This window comes from Streptomyces sp. UW30, assembly GCF_008042075.1.
Classification (GTDB): domain Bacteria; phylum Actinomycetota; class Actinomycetes; order Streptomycetales; family Streptomycetaceae; genus Streptomyces.
In genome coordinates this window covers 186,981-201,522 of the sequence record NZ_RDBN01000005.1, presented here as the reverse complement: position 1 = coordinate 201,522, position 14,542 = coordinate 186,981, and the positions used below count along the sequence as shown (strand labels likewise).

Here is a 14,542-nt window from a genome sequence, read left to right as displayed (position 1 = left end):
CGATCCTCACTGGCCGAGATGCCCGGCGAGCTGCCGTACGACCAGACGCGCGGCGGTGGGACCGGCGTTGAGGTACCACGGGTCGTCGTCCACCTTCACCGCGTGCCCGGCCTCGACGGCCTTCATCGACTTCCACAGCGGCCCCGCGACGATGCTCGCGGCGTCCGTCCTGGCCGCGTCGCCCTGCACGGAGTAGAAGATCCAGTCGCCGTCGGCGGTGTCGACGCTCTCCGGGCCGATGTCCTCGGAAATGGCGTTGAACCGCTGCGCCTCGGGCCGCTTCAGCCCCATGTCCACGGCGAGGGACCCGGTGAACGACGAGACCCCGAACATCCGGGTGCGGTCCGGTGTGAACCGCACCATGGAGACGGCCGGATCCCCCTCGATCGCCTTGCCCTTCGTCGCGGCGTCGGCGGTGATGCCGTCCAGCAGGTCCTGCGCCGCCTGCCCCTTGCCGACGGCTTCGCCGACGAGCAGCAGGTCGCGCTTCCAGTTGATGCCGTTGCCGGCGGTGATCACGGTGGGCGCGATCTTGGACAGCTTGGGGTAGAGGTCGCCGAGGGAGTCGTTGGCGAGGATCAGGTCGGGCTTGGCGGTGGCCAGCGTTTCGAGGTTGGGCGCCTGCCGGGTGCCCACGTCGGTCATCGCGGCGAGCCGTGCCTTGTCCTGGGGGAAGGCGTCGGCGAGGTAGCCGGGCACGAGGCCGGCGTTGTCGGCGCGGGTGGTGGCCGTGGGCACGATGCCGAGGGAGAGCAGGTCGTCGAGCTGCCCGGTGCTGAGGACGGCGACCTTGCGCGGCTCGGCCTTGACGGTCGTACTGCCCTGGAAGTGCTTGACCGTGCGCGGGAATTCGCCGTCCTCGTCGGTGTCGGCGCCCATGCCGGCGGCGAGCGCGCCGGGCGCGGCGGAGGGCCCGTCGCCGTCGGCGGTGCCGATGACCTGGTTGCGCGAACCGTCCTCCTTCTTGGCGCCGTCACCGCTGTCGCCCGAGGACGAGCAGCCGGCGAGCACCCCTGCGACGACGACCGTGGCCAGGACGGCCCTCACTGAGACTGCGCGCACGACGACTCCCGCGATCGATCCAACGATCAAGTAGTTGATAAGGCAAGGCTTACCTTAACCGGTTGAATCACGTACGGAACTCGGGCCCGGGAGTCGCAGGACCCAAGGAGTAGCCCCGCACCCTCCTTGCGACCGATGTGCCGTACGGCCGCCCTGCCTAGCGTGAAGGCAATGGAGCCCGTCCGAACCGTGCACACGAGGAGGCAGCCCCGATGACCGTCCAGCTCAACCACACCATCGTCGCCGCGCGCGACAAGAAGGAGTCGGCCCGGTTCCTGGCCGACATCCTGGGCCTGGAGGTGAGCCCGCAGTACGGCCCCTTCATCCCGGTCGAGATCCCGAACGGTGTGACCCTGGACTACCTCGACTCACCCGGCGCGATCACACCGCAGCACTACGCGTTCCTGGTGTCGGAGGACGACTTCGACACGATCTTCGGCCGGATCAGGGAGGCCGGGCTGACGTACTGGGCCGACCCGTACCACCGCCGTCCCGGCGAGATCAACCGCAACGACGGCGGCCGGGGCACCTACTTCGACGACCCGAACGGCCACAACCTGGAGATCCTGACGAGGCCGTACGGCAGCGGCGGCTGACCGACCACCGCCGCCCGTCTGTCACATCACCGCTCCGCCCGGCGTCATATCGGCGCAGGCACCTCACAACGCGATGGAAGCGGAGCGGTCATGACATCAACGATCCTGGTCACGGGCGGTACGGGCACCCTCGGCGGCCATGTGGTCCCACTGCTGCGGGCGGCGGGCCACGAGGTGCGCGTCCTCAGCCGCCGGGAGCGCGCACCCGAGCCCGGCGTCGAGTACGTCACCGGCGACCTGATGAAGGACGAGGGCGTCGAGGCGTCGGTGGCGGGCGCCGCGACGATCCTGCATCTGGCGGGCGGCCCGAAGGGCGACGAGGTGGCGACCCGCAACCTGGTGCGCGCGGCGGCCCGCGCCGGCGTCGGCCACCTCGTGTACATCTCCGTCGTCGGCGCGGACCGGGTCCCGCTGGCCTGGCTGCGGATGAAGCTGGCGGCGGAGCGGACGGTGGCCGACTCCGGGATCCCCTTCACGACCCTGCGGGCGGCCCAGTTCCACGACCTGACACTGAAGATGGTGCGGCAGATGACGCGGCTGCCGGTCCTCCCGTCCCCCGGCGGGCTGCGCCTCCAGCCGGTCGACTCCGGCGAAGTGGCCGCCCGCCTGGCCGAGTTGACGCTCGGCACCCCGTGCGGCCCGGTCCCCGACATGACGGGCCCGAGGCTCTACGACCTCCAGGCCCTGGCCCGCCCCTACCTCCACCTCAGCGGCAGGCGCACCCGCCCGTCCCTGCCGGTCCGCATCCCGGGCAAGGCGGGTCGGGCGTATCGGGCGGGGGCGAACCTGACGCTGGAGGGGGCGGAGGTCGGGAAGCGGACGTGGGAGCAGTTCCTGGCGGAGCGGCTGGGGCGGGAGGACCTGCCGGAGTAAGCGCTCACTCCGTACCGTTTCTCACGAGGTCATGCCTCGCGCCGAGCGTCACCCCTGATACGGCGGCGCCGCCCCCCAGTTCCACCTCGGCACCGGCTGCTCCGCGGGCGGCGCCGCGTCCGGGCCCGAGAAGTACACCGCCAGGCGCGTCCCCCACTCCACGTACGCCAGGAACGCCGAGCGGAACTCGGCGTCCGTCGGCAGGCCCGCCTCGTCCGCCGCGTCCTGGATCAGGTTGACCCAGCGGCGGCGCTGGGGCTCGGTGATCCCGCGGCCCATGTGCTTGGCGACCATGTGGCCGTGGCCGCCCTGGGTCTCGGAGTAGGCGGGCGGGCCGCCGAAGACCTCGCCGAGCCAGAGCGCCACGTGTTCCGCGTGGTGCGGGTCCAGGCCCGCGAACAGCGGGGACAACAGGTCGTCCTTGAGCACCTTGTCGTAGAAGGCCGACGTCAGCCGGGCGAACGCCTCCGCCCCGCCCGCCCAGGCGTACAGCGTGGGCACGGAGGCGCCGGCGCCGCGGACCGTCGTCGGCTTGTAGTGGCGCATCTCCTCTATGTGCGTGATGTACGGGCGGATCTCGGCGAGGAAGTCGGGGAACAGCTCCGACTTGCGGAATCCCTCGATGTGGTCGTCCGTCGACGTCCAGGTGATGCGCAGGATGAAGTGCTCGAAGTCCTCCTCGCAGCGGGCGAGTTCGTAGTCGACGCAATGGGGCGAGGCGGCCAGCTGGACCGCGGCGCGGGTGTAGGCGGACAGGAACTCCGCCGACTTCTGCTCGGGGATGCGGTATCTGATGTATTCGACCGTGTGAGCCGTCATGGCCTCACCGAAACACGAAAATCGAGCGGACGCTCGTCCTCCGCCCCCTCAGGCTCTCCGGATCACCGCGATGTCGAGTTCCAGGGCCACTTTGTCCCCGATCACGAACCCGCCCCACCTGACGCCCCGGTCCGGTGTGGAGCCCCGAGAAGCTGCGGCCCCGGACGACGGCCTGACGCCCTCGGACACGCGAAAGCCCCGCCGGAAGCAGCACCTCCGGCGGGGCTTTCCCTGCTCAGGACCTGGTCAGGGCCTACTCGGCGTCGTACGGCTCACTTGCCGTAGTACGCGTTGTAGATCGAGACCGTCGCCTTGTTGCCCTTCTTGTCGGCGACCTTGGCGTGGAAGGAGATGCCCTTCCCCTTCGCCGGGTTCTTCACGGTGATCTTGCCGTCCTTGACTTCGAGCTTCTTCCAGGTCTGGCCGTAGTCGTACGACACGTACACGTGCAGCGACTTGAGGTTGGCGCCGGCGGCCGCGCCGACGACGCTGACCGGGAACGTCACCTTCTTGTCGGCCTCGACCCGGCTGTCCAGGCCGGTGCTCGCGTTGAAGCGGACGGTGGAGGCCGGGAGCGTGACGCGCTCGGCGGCGGACTTCTTGGAGCGGAAGGTCCAGCTCGCGTCGATCCGCGTGGAAGCGGCGGCGACCTTGACGCTGCGCTTGACCGAGGTCGTCAGCTTGTACTCCGCGTCCGCGGCCGGGACCCGGAACATCTCGCCGAACAGCGGGTCCTCGTTGCCGGCGAGCTTGGTGCCGTTGCGGTACAGGCTCGTGGTCACCGCGCTGAAGTCGGACGAGCCCGCGTGCTTGCTGCCGTCGGCGAACAGCGGCAGGAAGCCGTAGATGTCGTTGCCCTCACGGAACAGCCCGAAGTCCTTGTTGATGTGCGGGCCGAAGACCGCGGTGTTGAAGGTCTTCGAGTAGCTCTGGCCCGCCTTGAAGGTCTGCGGATCGCCCAGCGTGTAGTAGGCGTCGATGATCGGGAAGCCGTCGGCGTCCTGGCCGGCGCGCTGCTCGAAGTCGAACGTCCACTGGATCTTCTCCGACGTCGACAGGTACATCGTCCGCGTACCCGGCAGCTTCTGCTCGACCGGTGTGCCGAACACGACGTCGTCGGGGAAGAGGCCCAGCGGGAGCAGGGCGCCGGTCTTGTTGGACGCCGAGGCACCCAGGCGGTTCGTCACCTTGGCGAGCTCGCTCGCCTTGAAGTGGCGGACCTTGTCGCCCTGGATCTTCTTGACCTTGGCGGTGGTGGCGACGTCGTACTCGGCGCCGGCGCCCTTGGTCCACTGGGCGTTCCAGGTCTGGGTCAGACCGGTCGGAGCCTCCGGGCCGAGGTGCGCCATGCGCAGGTTGGCGTAGGAGTCGAGGCCGACGCCGAGGCCGATGCCCGCCGGGTCGTAGAAGTAGTTGCTGCTGGCGAGGACCTGCTTGGCCTGCGCGTCCGGCACGGTGATGTCGGCCGACTTCGTGGTGCGGGCGTCGATCGTCACGGAGGTGTTCTTGGTGACGTTCAGCTTCGGCTGGACCAGCCAGTCGAGGCCGCCCTCAAGGTTCACCCAGTCCTTGGCGATCCAGGCGTCCAGCAGGTACGAGCCCTTGGGCAGCCGCATCTTGGTGACGCCGGTCTCGGCGAGCGGAACCTGGTAGCCCCGGTTCGCCGCCAGGCCGGAGAAGCCGAGCAGGGCGGTGTTGTACTCGGGGGCCGGCTTGCCGTCCCTGCCGATGTGCTTGACGGTGACGTCGTACGACTCGACCTCACGCTGCACCGCGGCGCCGGTGCGGACGCTCTGGCCGTCGCCGGTGGCCGTGACGTACGCGGAGTACGCGCCGTCGACCGTGCCGCCCAGCTTGGTGTCGGCGGTGAAGCCGACGGAGGCCTTGCCGCCCGCCGGGACCGTCACCTTCGTCGCCCCGAGCTTGAAGAAGCCGGCCGGAGCCGCCTGACCCCTGGGGTTGGTGGCCGTCGCGGAGAGCTGGAGCGTGACGTCCTTCGTACCGAGGTTGCGGTACGTCAGCTGCTTGGTGACGGGCTTGTCGTCGGTGTGGGGCCACGCTTGCGTGCCGAAGCTCACCGACACCGGGTCGGCGATCACGGACTGCTTGATGGCCTTGTCGACCTGGATACGGCCCGAACCCTGCTGGAACGGCGTGTACTTGCCGCCCTTGGCGGAACCGGTCAGCGCGCCCTTCAGCTCGGCGTACGTCCAGTCCGGGTGCTGCTGCTTCAGGATCGCCGCGGCGCCCGCGACATGCGGGGTCGCCATGGACGTGCCCTCGATGGTCAGATAGCCCGGCGGATTCTCGCCGACCTCCTGCTCGATGAGGCTGCCCTTGGCGGACGCGGCCGTGATGGCGACGCCCGGCGCGGTCACGTCCGGCTTGATCGCGCCGTCGCCGACCCGCGGGCCGGTGCTGGACCAGGGCGCGAGCGCGTCCCTGTCGTCGACGGCGCCGACGGTGAGCGCGGCCTCGGCGCTGCCGGGCGAACCGACCGTCTCCGGGCCGGAGTTGCCGGCCGCGATGGCGAAGAGGATGCCCTTGTCGGCGGACAGCTTGTTGACCATCGCCTCCATCGGGTCGATCTCCGGCGTGTCCATGCCGCCGAGGCTGAGGTTGACGACCTGGGCGCCCTGCTCGGCGGCCCACTCCATGCCGGCGATGATGCCGGAGTCGTCGCCGGAGCCGGTGTCGTCGAGGACCTTGCCGCTCAGGATGTCGGCGCCGGGCGCGACACCCTTGTACTTGCCGCCGGACTTGGCGCCGGTGCCGGCCGCGATGGACGCGACGTGCGTACCGTGGCCGACCTTGTCCTCGGCGGTGGCGGCCGGCGTGAAGTTCTTGGCCGCGATCACCTGGTCCTTGAGGTCCGGGTGGGTCGCGTCGACGCCGGTGTCCAGGACGGCGATCTTGACGCCCTTGCCGTCGTAGCCGGCCTCCCATGCCTTGGGGGCGCCGATCTGCGGCACGGACTTGTCGAGGCTGGCCTTGCGGACGCCGTCCAGCCAGATGTGCGCGATGCCGGAGGCCGCCCTGTCGCCGTTGGTGAGCGCGTCCCACAGCTCGGGGGCGTCCTGGTGCGGGGTCTGCACCGCGTCCGCGTTCAGGGACTTCAGGGTCCGGCGCAGCTTGCCCGCGTCACGGACGTCGGCCTTGGCACCGGCCGCGGCGCCCTGGTAGCCGACGATGACCTTCAGGCCCTTGGCCTGGGAGGTGCGGGTCGCGGACTTGCCCAGCTCGGTGATGTCGAACAGCCGCTGGTCGAGCTTGCCGGTGGCGAGCAGGCGGGCGGCGTCGGCCGGGATCACGAGGGTGTGCCCGTAGGCCTGGCGTATCTGTACGGGTATGTGCTCGCGCCCCTTCGCCCGCTCCAGGCCGACCACGCGGCCCTTGGAGTCGACGGACACCCGGTCACCCGTGATCAGGGTGATGCGGTGGGGGGACGTGAGCGAGGGCGCGGCGCCGGACGGACGCTGCTCCGGTTCGGCCGACGCCGGGCTGGTCATGCCCGCGGCGAGGGCTACGGCGGCCGCCGTGGCGACAGAGGCCGCGCATGCTCTATTGACTTTGCTGCGCAAGTTTCCCCCTTGCAGAAGGTCCGGGCGAATTTCCCCGTTCGCCCGGCCGGGGGAGGTCTCCTACACATGCGCGCCGCCCCCCGGAATACGGAGTATGCCGAGGGGCGATCAGACACCTCAAGAGATGAGAAGAAGGTAAGAAGCACGCCGGTCGACTGTTACGCGACGGCGCGAACTCCGTTACGCAGTTGCCGGGTTACGCCCCCGCGTTCTCCTTGACACTGATGCGGCCCTTGCGAATGGTGGCCAGCCGCGGGGCCTTCTTCGCGATCGCCGAGTCGTGGGTGACCATGATGAAGGTCAGTCCCAGTTCCTTCCACATGCGTTCGAGTACGTCCATGATCTCGTCGCGCATCGACTCGTCGAGGTTTCCGGTGGGTTCGTCGGCGAGCAGCACCTTCGGTTCCTTGACGAGTGCGCGGGCGATGGCGACGCGCTGCTGCTGGCCGCCGGACATCTCGGACGGGAGGTGTCCGAGCCGCTCGCCCAGCCCGACGGACGTCAGCGCCTCGGCGGCCCGCTCGCGACGGTCCTTCGCCTTGATGCCGAGGGGAACAAGGGCGGTCTCGACGTTCTCCTGCGCCGTGAGGGTCGGGATCAGGTTGAAGGACTGGAAGACGAAGCCGATGTTCTCGCTGCGGACCTTTGTCAGCCGGGTCTCGGAGAGCTTGGCCAAGTCGGTGCCGTCGAGGACGACTTCACCGGAGGTCGGGCGGTCAAGACCGCCGAGCATCTGGAGGAGGGTGGACTTGCCACCGCCGGTGGGCCCCTGGATGACGAGACGGTCCCCGTCGGCGATGGTGAGGTCGACGCCCTCAAGGGCGTGCACGGTGTCCTTGCCTCGGGTGTAGAGCTTGGTGACGTTTCTGAGGTCGTACATGGTGGGTGGCTCCTGGGAGAGGTTCGGGGTGGTGCGAATCGTGTGTCGGCTGCGGGTGGATGGGGGCTGGTCGCGCCCACGCGGCGGAGCCGCATCTCGGCAGAGCCCCGCGCCCCTGGGGCGTTGCAGTCCCGTCGGCCGTCGCGGCTTGCGTGGCTGTGGGCCGCCGTAGCCCACCTGGCTGCGGGCAGTCGTGCCGCTGGGGCGGCACGGGTGGGCGCAGCGGCACCCCGTCGCGCCGGGCTGCGCAGCCACCCACCCCGGCCCCCCGCCGACGTCTGCTACTCGACGCGCCTCAGCGCATCCGCCGGCCGTAGCCTCGACGCGCGCCAGCCGCCGAACGCACCGGCGATCAGGCCGCCGGCAACCGCCAGCCCCACCGCCAGCGCAACCGTCGTAAGGCTCACCGGCGCCGTCAGCGCGACGTCCAGCGTCGAACCCGCTGACTGCCGCATGGGGCCGCCGCCACCGGGGCCGCCGCCCATACCGCCGCCGCCCCCGGAGCCACCGCCGAGCTGGGCCTGGAGCGTCGGGCTGATCGCCGTCACGACGTACGCGCCGGCCAGTCCGACCGCGATGCCCAGCGCGCCGCCGAGCAGGCCGTTGACGACCGCCTCGCCGACCACCTGCCGGGTCACCCGGCCCGACTTCCACCCCAGCGCCTTGAGCGTGCCGAACTCCCGCACCCGGCGCGAGACGGCGGAGGAGGTGAGCAGGCCGGCGACCAGGAACGCGGCCACGAGCACCGCGATCGAGAGCCACTTGCCGACACTCGTCGCGAGGGAGGACGCCGTCGACAGGGAGCCGGACACCGTGTCCGCGAGATCCGCCGAGGTCGTCACCGTCGTACCGGAAATGTTCTTCTGGATGGTCGACTTGACGGAGTCGATCCGCTGGGAGTCCGTCGCCTTGACGTAGATCGTGGTGACCTTGTCCTTCGCGTCGGCGAGCGTCTGCGCCTGCTTCAGCGGGATGTAGAGGTTGGCGGCCGCGTCCCCGCTGTCCGGCGTGGCGATGCCGATCACCTTGAACTTGGTGCCCTTGACGGTGACGGTGGACCCGACCTTGAGCTTCTTCTCCTTGGCGTAGGAGGTGTCGGCGACGACGACCTTGGCGTTGGTCTCCGTCGACTTGAACGTACGACCGCTGGTGATCTTCGACGAGGTCAGCGGTCCGAGCGCCGGCTTGGTGACGTCGGCGCCGTAGACGGAGTAGTTGTTGACGTCGAAGTCGGCGYCACCGCCGCGCACTTCGCCCTGCGGCTGGCTGCTGCCGCTCCCGCCCTGCCCGGGCCCACCGCCCTGCCCCCCGCTGCTGCTCTGGTCCTGCTGGAACTGGCCCCGCGTGAACTGCCCGCTGACCTTGACGACCTGGAGGCTCAGCCCGCCGACGACGTCGGACACGCCGCTCTGCGAGCCGACCTTGGTCACGGTCGAGGCCGACAGCGTCTGGAAGCCCTGGACCATGACGCGGTCGGTGGACTGCTCCTCGTCGGAGCCGTCCTCCTGCGCGTCGAACTGGAAGCGCGGGCGGTCGGAAGTGCTCGCCGCGGGCTCGGCGGCCTTGGTGACGGTCATGTCCGTGCCCAGGCCGTACAGGGACTGCAGGACCTTGTCCTGGGCCTTGCTCATGCCGGAGGACACGGAGGTGACGACGATGACCAGCGCGATACCCAGCGCGAGTCCGGAGGCGACGACGAGGGCCGCCTTTCTGCGGCGGCGCAGCTCGCGCCTCAGGTAGGTGAAGAACATGCGCCGCAAGCTAGGGACAACGCGTGATGAAGGGATAAGGCCGGAATAAGAGGAGGATGAGAAGCCTGGGACCGCCCCCGGAAACGCCGATGCCGCCCCTGGGGGCGGCATCGGTTGGCTGTGAGGCAGCTGTCAGACGGCCGAACCGGCCTTCCACTGCGCCCAGTCCATGTTCCAGCCGTTGAGGCCGTTGTCCGGCGCGATCGTCTTGTCGCCGGTGTTCTGGACGACCACGACGTCACCGACGATGGAGTTGTTGTAGAACCAGTAGCCCGCAACGCCCTTGTCGTTGGCGCCCTTCGTGTCCGACAGGCCCACGCAGCCGTGGCTGGTGTTCACGCTGCCGAAGATGGACTTGGCACCCCAGTAGTTGCCGTGGATGAAGGTGCCGGAGCTGCTGAGGCGGATGGCGTGCGGCACGTCCTTGATGTCGTACTCGCCCTTGCCGTCGTCGTCCGTGAAGCCCACGGTCGCGCCGTTCATGCGCGTCTCCTTGAACTTCTCGGACATCACCATGACGCCCTGGTAGGTCTTGTTCTCCGGCGAACCGGCCGAGATCGGGATGGTCTTGATCGTCTTGCCGTCCTGCGTGACCTTCATCTGCTTGGTCTTCGCGTCGACATAACTGACCTGGTTGCGGCCGATCTTGAAGGTGACCGTCTTCTCCTGGACACCGAAGACACCGTCGGCGCCCTCGACGCCGTCCAGGGCCATCTTCAGGGTGACGGTCGAGCCCTCCTGCCAGTACTCGTCGGGCCGGCAGTCCATGCGGGTGTCGTTGAACCAGTGGCAGACGACTTCCTGGCCGCTGGTGGTGGAGACGGTGACGCCCTTCTGGACTGCCGCCTTGTTGCTGATCGACTTGTCGAAGTTGATCGAGACCGGCATGCCCACGCCGACGGTGGAGCCGTCCTCCGGCGTGAAGTAACCGAGGAAGCTGTTGTCCGGGGAGACGGTGGTGAAGGAGGCGTTCTCGTGGGCCTCCAGGCCCTTGGCGTCCTTCGCGGTCACCGCGATCTTGTAGGTGGTCGAGCGCTCCAGCTGGGCGTTGGGCTTCCAGCTCGCCTTGTCGGCGGATATCGCGCCCTCGACCGCGGCGCCCTCGGCGGTCGTCATCTTCACCTCGGTGAGCGAGCCCTTGCTCACGGTGACGGCGGCGGAGCTGTTGATGGAGGCGTTGTCGGTGCCGTCCTCGGGCGTGATCTTGATCTGGGCCTCGGAGGTCTTCTTCGCGGCCGCCTCGTCGACCTTGGACTGCGAGGTGTCGCCGTCGCTCGCGGAGGCGTCGCCGCCGCCGGAGCAGGCCGAGAGCACCAGGACACCGCCGAGCAGTGCGGACGCGACCGTCAGGCCCTTGCGCCGCCTACTGTTCGTCATCACACGCTTCTCCATCTTTCCCGAATCCCCAAAACCCCGAGAGTCCCCGTAAGAATCTTCAACGCTACGACCGGTTCGTCCCGTTCCACATCCCTTGAATGTGTGGGGCACGCCACTTCCGCCGGGGCGCGTGGTGCGGATGTCGGTCAGTGCGCAGCATGAGACGACGAAACCCCGGGCGGCGGTTGCCACCCGGGGTCACGAATTCCCCAAGAAGCCTCAGCCGACCCTCGCGGCCCCCTCGCCGTCGAAGTCCTCTTCGCCATCATCCTCGTCGAGGTCCCAGTCCGGCGAATCCGGGTCGTACTCGATACGCTCGCTCGACCAGGACGCCTGGGCGAGCTCGACCCCCGGCACCTCGCTGACCAGGTCGAACGGATCAACCAGATACGCGAGGGCCTCCGCAGTGTCTTCCGTCACAGCGCTCTCGGCGTGAGCCCGCTCGTCGACCGGCACCGTGGTGTCGTCGGAGATGCGCCGCAGCGCGGCCTTGGTGACGGCGTCCGCGTCGTCCACTTCGAGGACGAGTTCCACGCGAAGCCGTACAAAACGTGATGTTTCTGGTGTACTCATGCCCGGAGCGTACGGCGCATTCCTCCCGTGACTTTCCCGTGACCCGCGATTTTCACTAACATCGCCCCACACGGCCAATTCGCCAGCGCCACAAGGGGATCGATATTCCGTGTCCGCCGCTCACCGATCGTCGTCCACCGCACGCCGATCGCTGCTGACCGCCACCGCCGCGGGGGCCCTGCTGGGCGCCCTGTGGTTCGTGCCCTCCGCGAACGCAACGGGCGGCGACCCGGCGAGAACTGAGCCCTCGGCGGCCCCTACGACCCAGGTCACCCAGCAGGCGCGGGCCACCTCCGAGGGCGCGGCCGACATCTCCGCGGACGACACCCGGCTCGCCGACACCGGTAGCTTCGACACCACGCCGTACGTCGTCGGCGGGACGCTGTTCCTCACCCTCGGCGCGGGCTTCATCGCCTACTCGGTCCGCCGCGAACGCCTGGGCTTTTAAATTGGCTTGACGCCCCGTTGACCTGGGCTTCATAGTCCGCCCATGAAGAGATCATCGGGCGTGCGTGCAGCCGCCACGGTTGTCGTGAGTGCGCTGACGCTCGCCCTTGCCACGGCTTGCGGTGGGGAGTCCGGCAGTTCGGACGCGAAGGCGCTCAGCGCCGCGGAGTTGAAGAAGGCGATCATCGCCCAGGGCGATGTCGAGGGTTACAAGGTGGACGCGACCGGCAAGCGGCTGCCGTCCAAGGACGAGATCAAGAGCAGCGACGAGCAGTGCCGGCCGCTCGCCTACACCATGGGCGGTCTGCCGCCGGGCGAGGCGGCCGTCTCGAACACCGCCGTCATCGCCACGCAGGACAGGAAGAAGCCCACCGACAAGCCCTCCAAGTCGCTCGACGACTTGAGCGAGGGCGAGATCGAGGACTCGCTCACCGACGCGATGAGCCTCGACATGACCGTCGTGGGACTGTCCTCGTACGACGGTTCCGGCGCCGAGGACACCTTCAAGTCCGTGTCGGACGCCGTGAAGAACTGCTCCAAGGGCTTCCCCGCCGTCATGCAGGGCGAGGAGCAGAAGACCACCGAGGTCACCGAGGAGAAGGCGTCCGGGGCCGGTGACGAGTCGATCGCGTTCGTCATGAAGAGCGACCTGGAGGACGGCGACGTCGGCACCACGCACTTCGAGGTCGTCCGCCACGGCAGCACCATCGCCACGTACTACACGATGAACCTCGGTCTGATGATGACGGACAAGGCGTACGACGTCCCGGCCACGATCATCGACGCGCAGGCGACGAAGCTGAAGTAACGCGCAGGGGCCCTGCCGTTGTCCGTCCTCGGTGCTCAGACGGACACGACAGGGCCCCCTTCCATGTCACTGCAGCGGGCCGGTGACCTTCTCGGCCGCCGTGACCAGCTCCCCGGCCCGCACGAACGCGTCGGCCGCGGCGAGGTCGGGCGCCAGGAACCGGTCCGGTCCCGCACCCTGCACACCGGCGGCCCGTACGGCGTCGATGACCGCCTGTGAGGCCGGGGCCGGGGCGAGCCCCTCCCTCAGCTCTATGGCGCGGGTGGCGGCGTAGAGCTCGATCGCGAGGACGCGCGTGAGGTTGTCCACGGCCGTGCGCAGCTTGCGGGCCGCGGACCAGCCCATGGAGACGTGGTCCTCCTGCATGGCGGACGACGGGATCGAGTCCGCGGAGGCGGGCACGGCCAGCCGCTTCAGCTCGCTGACCAGGGCGGCCTGGGTGTACTGGGCGATCATCAGCCCCGAGTCGACACCCGGGTCGTCGGCGAGGAAGGGCGGCAGCCCGTGGCTGCGGTTCTTGTCGAGCAGCCGGTCGGTACGGCGCTCGGCGATGGACGCCAGATCGGCGACGGCGATGGCGAGGAAGTCGAGGACGTAGGCGACGGGTGCCCCGTGGAAGTTGCCGTTGGACTCGACGCGCCCGTCAGGCAGCACCACGGGATTGTCGACGGCCGAGGCGAGCTCCCGCTCGGCGACGAGCCGCGCGTGCGCCATGGTGTCGCGGCCGGCGCCGGCGACCTGCGGCGCACAGCGCACCGAGTACGCGTCCTGCACGCGGGGCGCGTCGTCCTGGTGATGCCCGGTCAGCGCCGAACCCTGCAGCACGGCCAGCATGTTGGCGGCGGAGGCGCCCTGACCCGGGTGCGGCCGGATGGCGTGCAGCTCGGGTGCGAGGACCTTGTCGGTCCCGAGCAGCGCTTCGAGGCTCAGTGCGGCGGTGACGTCGGCGGACTTGTAGAGCGTGTCCAGATCGGCGAGGGCCATGACGAGCATGCCGAGCATGCCGTCGGTGCCGTTGAGGAGGGCGAGGCCCTCCTTCTCGCGCAGCTCGACCGGCGCGATGCCGTGCGCGGCGAGCAGCTCACCGGCGGGCCGCACGACGCCGTCCGGGCCCTCGGCGTCCCCTTCCCCCATCAGCGTCAGCGCGCAGTGCGACAGCGGAGCGAGGTCACCGGAGCACCCGAGGGACCCGTACTCGTGAACGACGGGCGTGATACCGGCGTTGAGAACATCGGCCATGGTCTGCGCGACCTCGGGACGCACACCCGTGTGCCCCGAGCAGACGGTCTTGAGCCGCAGGAACATCAGGCCCCGTACGACCTCGCGCTCCACGCGCGGCCCCATGCCCGCGGCGTGCGAACGGACGATGTTGCGCTGCAGCTGGGCCCGCAGCTCCTGGCTGATGTGCCGGCTCGCCAGGGCACCGAAGCCGGTGGAGACGCCGTAGACCGGGTCGGGCTTGGCCGCCAGCGCGTCCACGATCCCGCGGGCCGCGGTGAGCGCCGCGAGCGCCTCGGCCGACAGCTCGACGAGGGCCCCGCCCCGCGCCACGGCAAGAACGTCGGACGCGGTGACCCCGGACGTCCCCACCACCACAGTGTGCATATCCATATTCAGGAGCGTACGCACTGAAGACGAAGATGTCACTAGTGGATGAGCGGTACACCCCTTACAACGCGGGGGCGCGTGCGCTCTGACGCCGGCCTGCACGCTTCAGCCCGTCCGGCGTTCAAGGCAGCCGCCCCCGGAACCGCCGCCGCTCCACGGCCCCCTCC

At 69.5% G+C, this 14,542-nt stretch carries 12 protein-coding genes; 4 read left to right on the top strand and 8 right to left on the bottom strand.

The features are described from left to right. Positions 1-6 precede the first annotated feature (6 nt). Complete coding sequence (locus EAO75_RS02530) at positions 7-1,062, bottom strand: iron-siderophore ABC transporter substrate-binding protein (RefSeq protein ID WP_147993365.1); 1,056 nt, start codon at positions 1,060-1,062, stop codon at positions 7-9. A gap of 212 nt (positions 1,063-1,274) precedes the next feature. Here EAO75_RS02530 and EAO75_RS02525 point away from each other — a divergent pair, with 212 nt between their 5' ends. Then, complete coding sequence (locus EAO75_RS02525) at positions 1,275-1,658, top strand: VOC family protein (protein WP_147993364.1); 384 nt, start codon at positions 1,275-1,277, stop codon at positions 1,656-1,658. 90 nt (positions 1,659-1,748) lie between these two features. Then, positions 1,749-2,531: an SDR family oxidoreductase gene (locus EAO75_RS02520; RefSeq protein WP_147993363.1), complete on the top strand. Its 783-nt coding sequence runs from the start codon at positions 1,749-1,751 to the stop codon at positions 2,529-2,531. 48 nt (positions 2,532-2,579) lie between these two features. On the opposite strand, the gene EAO75_RS02515 is transcribed toward EAO75_RS02520, so the two are convergent. From EAO75_RS02515 to EAO75_RS02490, 6 genes are all read right to left on the bottom strand, one after another. After that, the gene (locus tag EAO75_RS02515) at positions 2,580-3,350 is read right to left on the bottom strand and encodes a group II truncated hemoglobin (protein ID WP_147993362.1); all 771 of its coding nucleotides are present in this window, start codon (positions 3,348-3,350) and stop codon (positions 2,580-2,582) included. Between the two features lie 272 nt (positions 3,351-3,622). Then, a complete protein-coding gene (locus EAO75_RS02510; protein WP_147993361.1) occupies positions 3,623-6,859 on the bottom strand; it encodes a S8 family peptidase in 3,237 nt (1,078 codons plus the stop codon). 268 nt (positions 6,860-7,127) lie between these two features. Further along, positions 7,128-7,811 carry an ABC transporter ATP-binding protein gene (locus EAO75_RS02505; protein WP_147993360.1) on the bottom strand — a complete coding sequence of 228 codons (684 nt, stop codon included), beginning with the start codon at positions 7,809-7,811 and terminating at the stop codon, positions 7,128-7,130. A 281-nt stretch (positions 7,812-8,092) separates the two neighbouring features. Beyond that, positions 8,093-9,562 carry an ABC transporter permease gene (locus tag EAO75_RS02500; protein WP_147993359.1) on the bottom strand — a complete coding sequence of 490 codons (1,470 nt, stop codon included), beginning with the start codon at positions 9,560-9,562 and terminating at the stop codon, positions 8,093-8,095. Between the two features lie 132 nt (positions 9,563-9,694). Next, a complete protein-coding gene (locus EAO75_RS02495) occupies positions 9,695-10,939 on the bottom strand; it encodes an Ig-like domain-containing protein (protein WP_147993358.1) in 1,245 nt (414 codons plus the stop codon). Between the two features lie 219 nt (positions 10,940-11,158). Next, positions 11,159-11,512 carry a hypothetical protein gene (locus EAO75_RS02490; RefSeq protein WP_147993357.1) on the bottom strand — a complete coding sequence of 118 codons (354 nt, stop codon included), beginning with the start codon at positions 11,510-11,512 and terminating at the stop codon, positions 11,159-11,161. Between the two features lie 151 nt (positions 11,513-11,663). Between EAO75_RS02490 and EAO75_RS02485 the strand changes: the two genes are divergently transcribed. Beyond that, a complete protein-coding gene (locus EAO75_RS02485) occupies positions 11,664-11,960 on the top strand; it encodes a hypothetical protein (protein WP_147994250.1) in 297 nt (98 codons plus the stop codon). A gap of 42 nt (positions 11,961-12,002) precedes the next feature. Further along, positions 12,003-12,767, top strand: coding sequence for a hypothetical protein (locus EAO75_RS02480; RefSeq protein ID WP_187284274.1), 765 nt, complete (start codon positions 12,003-12,005; stop codon positions 12,765-12,767). 66 nt (positions 12,768-12,833) lie between these two features. Here the strand turns inward: EAO75_RS02480 and hutH are convergent, their stop codons facing one another. Next, a complete protein-coding gene (gene hutH, locus EAO75_RS02475) occupies positions 12,834-14,372 on the bottom strand; it encodes a histidine ammonia-lyase (RefSeq protein WP_147994248.1) in 1,539 nt (512 codons plus the stop codon). Positions 14,373-14,542 lie beyond the last annotated feature (170 nt).

Coding starts and splice junctions, on each gene's coding strand:
- EAO75_RS02525 (WP_147993364.1), top strand. CDS start 1,275: ATGACCGTCCAGCTCAACCACACCATCGTCGCCGCGCGCGACAAGAAG.
- EAO75_RS02520 (WP_147993363.1), top strand. CDS start 1,749: ATGACATCAACGATCCTGGTCACGGGCGGTACGGGCACCCTCGGCGGC.
- EAO75_RS02515 (WP_147993362.1), bottom strand. CDS start 3,350: ATGACGGCTCACACGGTCGAATACATCAGATACCGCATCCCCGAGCAG.
- EAO75_RS02510 (WP_147993361.1), bottom strand. CDS start 6,859: ATGACCAGCCCGGCGTCGGCCGAACCGGAGCAGCGTCCGTCCGGCGCC.
- EAO75_RS02505 (WP_147993360.1), bottom strand. CDS start 7,811: ATGTACGACCTCAGAAACGTCACCAAGCTCTACACCCGAGGCAAGGAC.
- EAO75_RS02495 (WP_147993358.1), bottom strand. CDS start 10,939: ATGACGAACAGTAGGCGGCGCAAGGGCCTGACGGTCGCGTCCGCACTG.
- EAO75_RS02490 (WP_147993357.1), bottom strand. CDS start 11,512: ATGAGTACACCAGAAACATCACGTTTTGTACGGCTTCGCGTGGAACTC.
- EAO75_RS02480 (WP_187284274.1), top strand. CDS start 12,003: ATGAAGAGATCATCGGGCGTGCGTGCAGCCGCCACGGTTGTCGTGAGT.
- hutH (WP_147994248.1), bottom strand. CDS start 14,372: ATGCACACTGTGGTGGTGGGGACGTCCGGGGTCACCGCGTCCGACGTT.